Source organism: Corynebacterium sp. HMSC062E11 (assembly GCF_001811845.1).
GTDB classification, from domain to species: Bacteria; Actinomycetota; Actinomycetes; order Mycobacteriales; family Mycobacteriaceae; genus Corynebacterium; species Corynebacterium hesseae.
Map to the genome: position 1 here is coordinate 62409 of NZ_KV806822.1, position 10075 is coordinate 72483.

The following is a 10075-nucleotide window of genomic DNA, read 5'->3' on the forward strand; positions in this document are numbered from 1 at the left end:
CCTCCACTAATCTGCTGTAGGTGCCCAAACGTGGCACACTAGTGCACTAGTTTGCACTACTTTATTTCCGCAAAGGACAACTCATCATGGCATACGGTACCGTCAAGTTCTTCAACGCCGAAAAAGGCTACGGCTTCATTGAGCAGGAGGACGGCTCCGGCGACATCTTCGTGCACTACACCGAAATCCAAGGAACCGGCTTCCGTACCCTCGAAGATAACCAGCGCGTCTCCTTTGAGATTGGGGAAGACGCTAAAGGTCAGCAGGCCACCAACGTCGAGGTGGTTTAGGGGGATTCGGCGTAGCCGCGCCGGGTATCCCACCATTCCAGCAGCTTATTCTGCCCCTTTTGCAGGCCGAAGCCGATGATGACGGCGGCGATGATGGAAATGAGCATGGCTATCGCGGGTGAGCCGGAGAAGGCCACGCCGCCGAGGTAGCCAATGGCTAGCGCCTGCGCCACCCACAACAGGACACCGAAGGTGTCGAAGAAGAAAAACAGCGGCCAGGGATAGCGCATGGAGCCCAGCAGAATCGTCATAAACAGGCGGGCCGAGGGGATGAAGCGCGCGATGATGATGGCCGCGCTGCCGCTGCGCCGAATATTACGCTTGACCCACGTCAAAGCGTCGTAGGCCTTCGTTCCCTTTTGGGCTCTATTAATAAGGGCGATGAGCCGCGTTCCCAGGAGGAAGCACAAGTTATCCCCCAAAATTGCGGCAACCATGGCGACGAAAAACATGGTGGGAAGGTGGGGGAAACCTTGGGAGCCAGACCAGGCGCCCACCATGTTGAGGGGAACCTCCGAAGGCAAAACGGGGAAGAAGCAGTCGAGGAAAATCAGTGAACCCACCAGCGGATAAATCCACTGTGTGGCCATGATGACCTCGAACCATGCAGTAATAGACGCAATCACGCTGTCTCCCAGTTGTGTGCTGTGAGGCGAATCCTCGGACGGCCAGTATAGACCCCCGGTTGTGTGGACGTGAACTGGCCTGAATAACTAGAGTAAGCCTCTATCTGTGTACTCTAGGGGCAATTGCCCAGCAGAGGACTAGCCATCGGAAGGGATGAAGTCGAAGTGGCAGAAGCTACCGGCCCGGGGAAGACCCTGGTCATCGTCGAGTCAGCAACCAAGGCGAAGAAGATTCAGCCTTACCTCGGCGATAAGTACATTGTTGAGGCCTCCGTCGGCCACATCCGGGACCTTCCCCGCGGCGCCGCCGACGTCCCCGCCAAGTATAAGAAGGAATCCTGGGCGCGCCTCGGTGTTAACCCGGAGGATAACTTCACCCCGCTGTACGTCATCAGCCAGGACAAGAAGAAGAAGGTCGCTGACCTCAAGGCCAAGCTGAAGCAGTGCGATCAGCTCTACCTCGCAACAGACCCCGACCGCGAGGGTGAGGCCATTGCCTGGCACCTGCTGGAAGTACTCAAGCCCAAGGTGCCGGTGCGCCGCATGGTCTTCAACGAGATCACCAAGTCCGCCATCCTGGAGGCAGCGGAAAACACCCGTGAGCTTGATGAGAATCTCATCGACGCCCAGGAAACCCGCCGCATCCTGGACCGCCTCTATGGCTACGAGGTCTCCCCGGTGCTGTGGAAGAAGGTCATGCCGCGCCTGTCGGCTGGCCGCGTGCAGTCGGTGGCCACCCGTGTCATCGTCGAGCGCGAGCGCGAGCGCATGGCATTCATCCCCGCCGAGTATTGGGATCTCACGGCAACGCTGAAATCCACGCCGGACTTCGACGCGCGCCTGAGCGCCCTCGACGGCAAGCGCGTGGCCGCGGGCCGCGACTTCAACGATAGGGGTCAGCTGAAGAGCGACGAGGTGGTCGTCGTCAAGCAGGCTCAGGCGGAGCAGCTGGCCAGTGCGCTGGAAGGCTCCACCATGACCGTGGCTAGCGTTGAACACAAGCCTTATTCGCGCAAGCCTTCCGCGCCGTTTATGACCTCGACGCTGCAGCAGGAGGCTGGCCGCCGCCTGCACTACACCTCGGAGCGCACGATGCGCATTGCGCAGCGCCTCTACGAGAACGGTCACATCACCTATATGCGTACCGACTCGACCTCCCTGTCCAAGCAGGGCCTGGATGCTGCGCGTGAGGCTGCCTCCTCCATCTTCGGCGCGGAGTTCGTCTCAGATGGACCGCGCCGGTATGACCGCAAGGTGAAGAATTCCCAGGAGGCCCACGAGGCCATCCGTCCCGCCGGCGAGCGTTTTGCCACCCCGGGCCAGCTGGCCGGGCAGCTCGACGCCGAGGAGTACAAGCTCTACGAGCTGATTTGGAAGCGCACCGTGGCCTGCCAGATGGCTGACGCCAAGGGAACCTCGATGAAGGTGACCGCGGCGGTCAACGCCGGCGGCCACGACGCTGACTTCTCCGCCACCGGCCGCACGATTACCTTCCCGGGCTTCCTCAAGGCCTACGAGGACGTGGCGGCGAAGGACTCAAAGGGAGAGTCCCGCCTGCCGCACCTGAACGAGGGCGACACGCTGAAGACGTCCGCGGTTACTGCCGACGGCCACTCCACCAACCCGCCGGCGCGCTATACCGAGGCCAGCTTGGTCAAGAAGATGGAAGATTTGGGCATCGGGCGCCCGTCGACGTACGCCTCCATCATCAAGACCATCCAGGACCGCGGTTACGTGCTCTCCCGCGGCAACGCGCTGGTGCCCTCGTGGGTTGCCTTCGCGGTTGTGGGCCTGCTGGAGAATAACTTCACCGAGCTCGTGGATTATGACTTCACCTCCTCCATGGAGGATGAGCTCGATGCTATTGCCGCCGGTTCGGAGAACGGCACGGATTGGCTGAATAACTTCTACTTCGGCAACACGGAGGCCGGCGAGCGCAAGGCCGCATCTATTGCTCGCCACGGCGGCCTGAAGTCCTTGGTGGACATCAACCTGGAGGCCATCGATGCCCGCCAGGTCAACTCCCTGCGCCTGTACACCGACGCGGAAGGCCGCGATGTCTTCGTGCGCGTGGGCCGCTACGGTCCGTATATCGAACGCGCCGTGGGCACCAACGAGGACGGTACGGTGGAGTACCAACGCGCCAACCTCTCGGAGACGGTCACCCCGGATGAGCTCAACGAGGCTTTGGCGGAGAAGCTCTTTGCCACCCCGCAGGGCGGGCGCGAGCTGGGCCAGAACCCGGGAAACGGACGCACCATCGTGGCCAAGGAGGGTCGTTTCGGCCCGTACGTGACCGAGCAGGTGCGTGACGACGAGCGCGAGAAGGCCGAGGCCGAAGCCGAGGAGATCGTTAAAGAGGAGCGCGCCGCCGAGGACGCCCAGCGCGCGGCCGAGGGCAAGCGTGCCAAGAATTGGGAGACCAAGACCGCGGCGAAGCAGAAGGAAAAGCGCATTGCTGAGTACGTCGAGGAGAAGCTGAAGCCGGGCACTGCCTCACTCTTTGCTTCGATGGAGCCGGCCAGCGTCACGCTGGAGGAAGCACTGAAGCTGCTGAGCCTGCCGCGTGAGGTGGGCGTGGACCCCTCGGACGGCGAGGTCATCACCGCGCAGAACGGCCGCTATGGCCCGTACCTGAAGAAGGGCAAGGATTCCCGCTCCTTGGCCAAGGAGGAGCAGATCTTCTCCATCACTTTGGACGAGGCGCGCCGCATCTACGCGGAGCCGAAGCGCCGCGGCCGCGCGGCCGCACAGCCGCCGATTAAGCAGCTGGGTGACAACGACGTCTCTGGCAAGCCGATGACGGTCAAGGACGGCCGCTTTGGCCCGTACGTCACTGACGGCACGACGAATGCCTCGCTGCGCCGTGGTGACGATCCGGAGCAGCTTACCGACGCCCGCGCGAACGAGCTCCTCTCCGAGCGCCGCGCCAAGGACGCCGCGAACGGTGGGGCGAAGAAGTCGACGAAGAAGAGCACTAAGAAGTCGACCAAGAAATCGACCAAGAAGGCCACGAAGAAGTCGAGCAAGAAGGCGACGAAGAAGCCTTCACCGGGCACGAAGAACGTGGTCAAGGCCGGATCGCGCAGGAAGTAGCAGGACATGAAGACCAGCTTCGCCCGCGACATGCTGGACCGCACCCAAGAGGGCACCGAGGCTCTCCTGCGCGCGGTGGGCCCGGCCTTTGCTGGCCGCGATCACCTCACCCTCGGCGCGCTCGCCGCGGGGGAGACTGCAGTCTGGTCACGCCTGTTTAACTGGCGCATGCTCGGCACGGCCACGACCGCCGCTGTACCCGTGCTGTTGGCCCTGCGCCCAGACTGCGCACCGGAGACCCGCGTGGGGCTTATCGCCGCTTCGCTTGGCCAGGCCGCCAAGCGCGGCGCACCAACGACGTTCGGCGTGACGTGCGTGAGCGTGCAATACGCATCCTTCGCGTGGGCGCTGCGCGGTGCGCGCAATGATGCGCTGGGTTGGGGCCTGCGCGCCGGCGCGTGGGCCGCGGGCAGTGCACTGTCCCGTACTCGCTGCGAGCGCCGCGCCACGGCTATCGCCGGAATCCCGGCGGCTGCGCTCTCCGCGCTAGCTGGTGACCCAGCCCTGCGCGCTGCTGAATCTACGCAGGGGCTGAGCCACGGTGCTAACCTGCTTCTGGCCTCTGAGGCGCTGACGGTCCTGAACCCGGCTGAACAGCGCCAGGATGCGGGCCTGCGTGGCCGGGTTCTGGATGCGGCGCAGTCGGCGGCACAGACGGTAGGCCTGGTGCTGCTGGTGGATGGGCTGGCGCGGAAGGGCCGCGGTTAGGCGCAGCGCCTAATTCCGGGCGCATCGTCTTGCCATAGGACAAGCGTCGGTGTACCCATTCGAAGGGCCCGGGCTTGCCCGCGGCCTCGAGCGCGCAGGCGATGAGGAGCGTTGCTAGCCATACGCCGGTGGCTAGCGCTGCCTGGCCCGCGGCGCTGAGCTCCGGGCCAATGTTGAGGGTAAAGGGGTAGACCAGCGCCAGGAAGAACACGGACTGCAGCACGTAGCCGGTCATGGAACGCTTGCCCAGCGCAATCAGCGGCCACAGGAACCAGGGGCGCGCACCACGGCGCTGCAGGGGTTCTAGGGCGAGTGTTGCCCCCGCCACGATGCCCGGCCCGGTGAGCATGCCGATGCAGCTATTCGCCGCGTTGAGGGGTTCCGCTAGAGCTGGGTCCAGCACCCCAATCGTCGACAAGCCCCAGGGCAGGCCGAGGAAAAGGATGATGGCTAGGGCCAAAATGGTCCACGCCCACAGCTCGCGCCGATGGCCCCCGGCCAAGGTTCCGCGGCGCGCCCACACGAAACCTACGAGCATCACCGGAAGGACCAAGGCTCCCGTCAGGGGAACGGAAAAAGCTTGGGCGCCGACCATGATGGCCTGCTCACCCAGCAGCTCCCAGTAGGATTCGGCGGCGGTGAAGCCGCTGAGATCAAACTCCGACGTATCGACAAGCGCGGCCCCAACGCCCATTCCGATACCCGCCACAACCAGCAGCGCACAGAACCCGTAGGCCACGCGCATGAGGAGCTTGTCGGTTAAAGTAAGCAGCAACGCAATGAGCATGCCCATCGCGTCGTAGAGCAGCATGATGTCGCCGGAAAAGAGGAAGAGGCAGTGGAGGGCACCGAATAAAGCCAGAAATCCATAGCGCTTAGCCAACACGGCCTGCGCGCGCCGCAGTGGGAAACCGCGTCGCCACAAGCTCATCGCGATAAGCCCCACGCCAAAGCCGAGAAGCGTGGAGAACATCGGCAGGCCACGCACATGCACGAACATGGCGGAAAAGACCACGTAGATCTTGTCCGCGAGGGAGTCGACGCCGCCGAAATAGGCATCGGGGCCATCGCCGCTGTTCATGATCCACGCGGTGCAAACGTTTGCCAGCGCAATGCCCAGCAGGGCCATGCCGCGGGCGACGTCGGGGACGAGAAGACGAGGACTCGAATACTGGCGTGGCGGATGGGGCTGGTGGGGCTGATGAGGCATGGCCCCAAGCTACCAGAAGCACAAAAACTTATTTATCCGAGAGCGCGTTCCGCCAACGTCGGGCGAATCGGGCGCGCCAGCTGCGTCATGCGGCGGCGCCCGCGCAGCTCAATAGACTTCATCAGCGTCCAGCGCGCTTGCTCCGCCTCGTTGGCGCCGCGCAGCGTGGCGGAGTTGGTGAGAACCTGGCCCGGGGTGTCCTTGGCCAGCTCGGTGAGACGGGCAGCCTCGTTGACGGCATCACCAATGACGGTGTACTCGAATCGATCCGCGCCGCCGATATGGCCAGCCACCACGTGGCCCGCCGCTACGCCGATGCCCGCCTGCAGCCGCAACCCGCGCAGTTCCTGGCGAAGCTCGCGGGCGGCCTGCAAAGCCATGGAGTTCGCGTCGTAGACCGTCAGCGGGGCACCGAAGACGGCCAGGGCGGCGTCACCCTGGAATTTGTTGATGATGCCCTTGTTCCGGTGCACCACCTCAACGACGTGCTCAAAGAACTTGTTGAGCTCCTCCACCACTTCTTCCGGGGTGTGGTTGACGGCGAAGGTGGTGGAGCCGATGACGTCGATAAACAGCACGGCCACTTTGCGGTCCTCGCCGCCCAGCTCCGGGCGTTCCTCCAGGGCGCGCTGTGCCACCTCGGCGCCGACATAGCGGCCGAAAATATCGCGCACGCGCTGGCGCTCACGCAGGCCGCGCATCATCTCGTTGAATCCGGCCTGAAGAACGCCGAGCTCGGAGCCGTCGTAGATGTCCACCTGGACGTCACTCTCGCCGCGGCGTACGCGGTTGATGGCGTCCTGCAGCTCAATGATGGGATCGACCACGCTCATCATCGCGAACATGGTGCCCATGAGCCCGGTGCCCAGCGCGGTAACGGTCAGCGCGACGATGGCCGGCATGATGTCTGAGGTCTCAGGGCTAAACAGGCCTGCCTGTTGCCCCATGAGGACAAGCACGATGCCGATGAGCGGGATGCCGGAGGTCATCATCCAGGTGGAAAGCAGGCGGTACTTAATCGGCGGCTCCAAGGTGGAATCCTCGAAACGCCGGGCCACGGCCTCCGCAGCCACGGGGCGCACGAGGCGCTCCGCCTGCAAGTACGTCAACAGCACGATGAGGCCGCCGGCCAATGCAGCAGAAACACCGACCACGACGGCCAGCCGCGCCGAGTGCTGGCCTGCCAGCACCACTGCCAAGATGATGCCCAGCAGCCACACGCCCGCGGCCACACCGGCCTGGTAGAGCGGGATGCGCAGGACCAGGTTGCGCACCATGTTGGGATCATGGTCATCGGGGCTGCGTTGCCAGTCCAACACCGGCCTGAAAAGCCGAAGTGTTACCGCTATGCCGATGATGACCGCAAAGGTCACGAACAGCGTGCCGTAGGTCCACAGGTGGGGCGTGTGAGCGATGAAATCGGAGATCTCCGGCATGGGGAGAAAGAAGACCACGAAGGTCATGATCGCAATGGCGCCGATGATGTTGGCTCCAAGGACGAGCGCGGCGTACATCGGCCATTGAGTACCCCATAACCAGCGGGCGCCACGCATCAGTCTGTTCATGATTAACAACTCTAGTTATCCCAGTAGGCTAGGGCGAGTGAACACCTCCAGCGTTGCCGAAAGGCTTGCCGACGCCCCCTCCGTCTCCCACACCATCCTCAGTGCTGCTCGCGCGGCTCGCGGTGAGGGCGACTCGCGAGCGATGAGCCACTCCTGGCTTTTTACCGGCCCTCCCGGTGCCGGCCGTTCGCTGGCCGCGCAGTGCTTTGCCGCGGCGCTCATGTGTACGTCCGCCGATGAGAACGGCAACCCCGGCTGCGGGCGCTGCCCCTCCTGCCAAAGCGTCCTGGACAATCAAGAGCACACCGACTTGGTCTACGTGGATCCGCAGGAGCAGTTCATCACCGTGGGCGAGGCCCGCGACGTCATCGGGCGCGCCGCCAGCCTGCCGAGCGTCGCACCCTGGCGCGTGGTCATCTTCAACAAAGCTGACCGCCTGCGCAATGAGGCCGCCAACGCGCTGCTCAAAACCGTGGAGGAGCCCCCGGAGCGCACCGTCATCATCATGGTGGCACCCTCAGAGGACCCGGAGGACTTCTCGGTCACGCTGCGCTCCCGCTGCCGCCACCTTTATATCCCGGCGCCGAGTGTGGAGGGCGTCGTCAAGCAGCTCGTCGCCGAAGGTGCCAGCGAGGATGACGCGCGTCTGGCCGCCGTGACCACCCTGCGCCACGTGGGGCGTGCGCGACACCTGGTCAACGAACCCGCCGCGCAGAAGCGCCGCGCCATGGCCATCAACCTGGCCGAGGATGTCTTCCACGGCTCCCAGGCCTTTCAATCCGTTACTGCGCTGCTGAAATTCATTGAGAAGGAAGCCAAGGACTCCCACGCGGCGGCGGAGGAGGCGGAGCGCTCCAAGATTGAACAATCCTTCGGCGTCGGCGCTAAGGGCAAGGGCGCGACGAAGGCGCAGCGCGACGCCCGCAGTGCGCTGAAGGATATGGAAGAGCTCCACAAGAAGCGCGCTAAACGACGCATCTCCGACGGCCTCGACATCGCCCTCGTGGATCTCGCCGGTATTTACCGCGATGCGCTCATGCTGAAAGTCGGCGCTGAGGTGGAGATGACCCACCCGGACTTCGCGGGCCTGGCGGGCGAACTTGCCCAGCGCGTGAGCGAAGACGGCTTGCTGGCCGCCCAGTCCGCTATCCGCACCTGCCGCGAGCAGCTGCCGCAGAACGTCACCCCGCAGGTGGCTTTCGACGGCATGGTGGGCCGCCTGCGCCTGGCCTGTGGCGCGCGCTAACCAGCACGTGTGCTGCGTGCACACTACAGGTGATAGCCCGATTTCTTTATCAGCCCAGGCCTAGGCTAAACTCTCAGGCGGTGCATATACACACTGCATCGTGCCGCCTTAGCTCAGTCGGTAGAGCATCTCACTCGTAATGAGAAGGTCGCGAGTTCGATTCTCGCAGGCGGCTCCACTTAGACGTCGGATTTGATAAGTACCCTTTTGCGTTAGCGAGTATCGCTTAGGGGGGTGTGAAAAATCGCTTGCGTTAGCGGGTTTGGGTTTTGCGTTAGCGGGTATCTTGTTTGCCCTAGTAAAATGCGTATTCAGGGTTTAACGCGCTAACGAAGCGTTAAACCTAAGGCCGTTTCACGAGGAGGTGTGTGGTGAGATCGTATGCGTCCGGCGATGAACTAGCCGCAGAGATTACTAAGCGTGGCGAACTTTTTATCGGCGAGTTCGTAGGCGTTCCTGGCGATGGTTGGGACCGGCTGGTTGACGGTGTTGACCGCACGCCCCGGCAGATGATCGCCTACCAGCTTGGCTGGATGGAATTACTGCTCGGCTGGGAACGTGACGAACAAGCCGGTCTTGACGTGGTGACTCCGGCACCTGGTTTTAAGTGGAATCAACTGGGCGGATTGTATGAATCGTTCTACCAACGCTGGGAGCAGGTATCTACTGAGGATTTGATCGACAGGTTCAAGATCCTGCTTGGTGAGATAGTCAAAATGGTGGGCGGTCTAACCGAATCAGAATTGTTTAGTTCGGGTCAGCGTGCGTGGGCTTCTTCCACCCCGTCGGCGTGGCCGGTGTGGAAATGGGTGCATATCAACACCGTCGCGCCATTTACGACGTTTCGCACCAAAATCAGGAAGTGGAAGAAACTGGCAGCCTGCTAGCAATAGGCACGGTGATTTCAGTGCCGATTCTGAAGACGAACTGGATCTCGTTGGCTCCGATAACGGCATGGTCGATAAGCGCTGTCCACTGGGATGGTTGAAAATGCTGGATGGGCTTGTCGGCCAACTGGGTGTAGGCGGTTTTGATCGCAGTGGCCTTGGCACTCTTGGCAGCAATCTCGGCCTCGATGGCTTGTTTGCGGCCCAGGGTTTTCTGGTATCGCGCTTCTAGCTGGGTGTAGCGGGCGAGGTATTGGTCCTGGTCTTGCGCTACCCGCTGATTTTCTGCAACCAATGATTCAATCTCGCTGGCAAGAGCGCGGATTTTCTCGTCTAGGCGCTTGGACTCCGCTTCGAGCTGGTCTGTATTAAACATGGCGTCGATGACCTGTGGTAGGTGGCTTTGTCCGCGATAGGACCTGACCCCTGTTTGGTAGACACCTGATA

The 10075-nt window shown here is 62.7% G+C and carries 7 protein-coding genes, 1 tRNA gene and 1 pseudogene; 5 read left to right on the plus strand and 4 right to left on the minus strand.

Annotated elements, in window-relative coordinates:
* The first annotated feature begins 86 nt into the window (after positions 1-86).
* Entirely contained in the window at positions 87-290 is a 204-nt protein-coding gene (locus tag HMPREF2822_RS09575) for a cold-shock protein (RefSeq protein ID WP_010189920.1), read from the plus strand.
* Here HMPREF2822_RS09575 and HMPREF2822_RS09580 read toward each other — a convergent pair.
* Positions 287-880: a DedA family protein gene (locus HMPREF2822_RS09580; RefSeq protein ID WP_209167612.1), complete on the minus strand. Its 594-nt coding sequence runs from the start codon at positions 878-880 to the stop codon at positions 287-289. The genes HMPREF2822_RS09575 and HMPREF2822_RS09580 overlap by 4 nt on opposite strands.
* A 201-nt stretch (positions 881-1081) precedes the next feature.
* Here HMPREF2822_RS09580 and topA point away from each other — a divergent pair, with 201 nt between their 5' ends.
* Complete coding sequence (gene topA / locus HMPREF2822_RS09585; RefSeq protein ID WP_070524116.1) at positions 1082-4012, plus strand: type I DNA topoisomerase; 2931 nt, start codon at positions 1082-1084, stop codon at positions 4010-4012.
* Positions 4013-4556: 544 nt separating this feature from the next.
* On the opposite strand, the gene HMPREF2822_RS09590 is transcribed toward topA, so the two are convergent.
* Positions 4557-5930: a DUF418 domain-containing protein gene (locus HMPREF2822_RS09590; protein WP_083306834.1), complete on the minus strand. Its 1374-nt coding sequence runs from the start codon at positions 5928-5930 to the stop codon at positions 4557-4559.
* A gap of 32 nt (positions 5931-5962) precedes the next feature.
* Positions 5963-7495 carry an adenylate/guanylate cyclase domain-containing protein gene (locus HMPREF2822_RS09595; RefSeq protein WP_070511233.1) on the minus strand — a complete coding sequence of 511 codons (1533 nt, stop codon included), beginning with the start codon at positions 7493-7495 and terminating at the stop codon, positions 5963-5965.
* Between HMPREF2822_RS09595 and HMPREF2822_RS09600 the strand changes: the two genes are divergently transcribed.
* The 3 genes from HMPREF2822_RS09600 to HMPREF2822_RS09610 all read left to right on the plus strand — a co-directional run bounded on the left by HMPREF2822_RS09600 (position 7494) and on the right by HMPREF2822_RS09610 (position 9628).
* Entirely contained in the window at positions 7494-8741 is a 1248-nt protein-coding gene (locus HMPREF2822_RS09600) for a DNA polymerase III subunit delta' (protein ID WP_083303788.1), read from the plus strand. The two genes, HMPREF2822_RS09595 and HMPREF2822_RS09600, sit on opposite strands and share 2 nt — an antisense overlap.
* 102 nt (positions 8742-8843) lie before the next feature.
* A tRNA-Thr gene (locus tag HMPREF2822_RS09605) sits at positions 8844-8919 on the plus strand.
* A gap of 193 nt (positions 8920-9112) precedes the next feature.
* A complete protein-coding gene (locus tag HMPREF2822_RS09610) occupies positions 9113-9628 on the plus strand; it encodes a ClbS/DfsB family four-helix bundle protein (RefSeq protein WP_034969882.1) in 516 nt (171 codons plus the stop codon).
* On the opposite strand, the pseudogene HMPREF2822_RS09615 reads toward HMPREF2822_RS09610, so the two are convergent.
* Positions 9597-10075 (minus strand): annotated as a pseudogene (locus tag HMPREF2822_RS09615) (DNA recombinase); the annotation flags it as partial. The gene HMPREF2822_RS09610 and the pseudogene HMPREF2822_RS09615 sit on opposite strands and share 32 nt — an antisense overlap.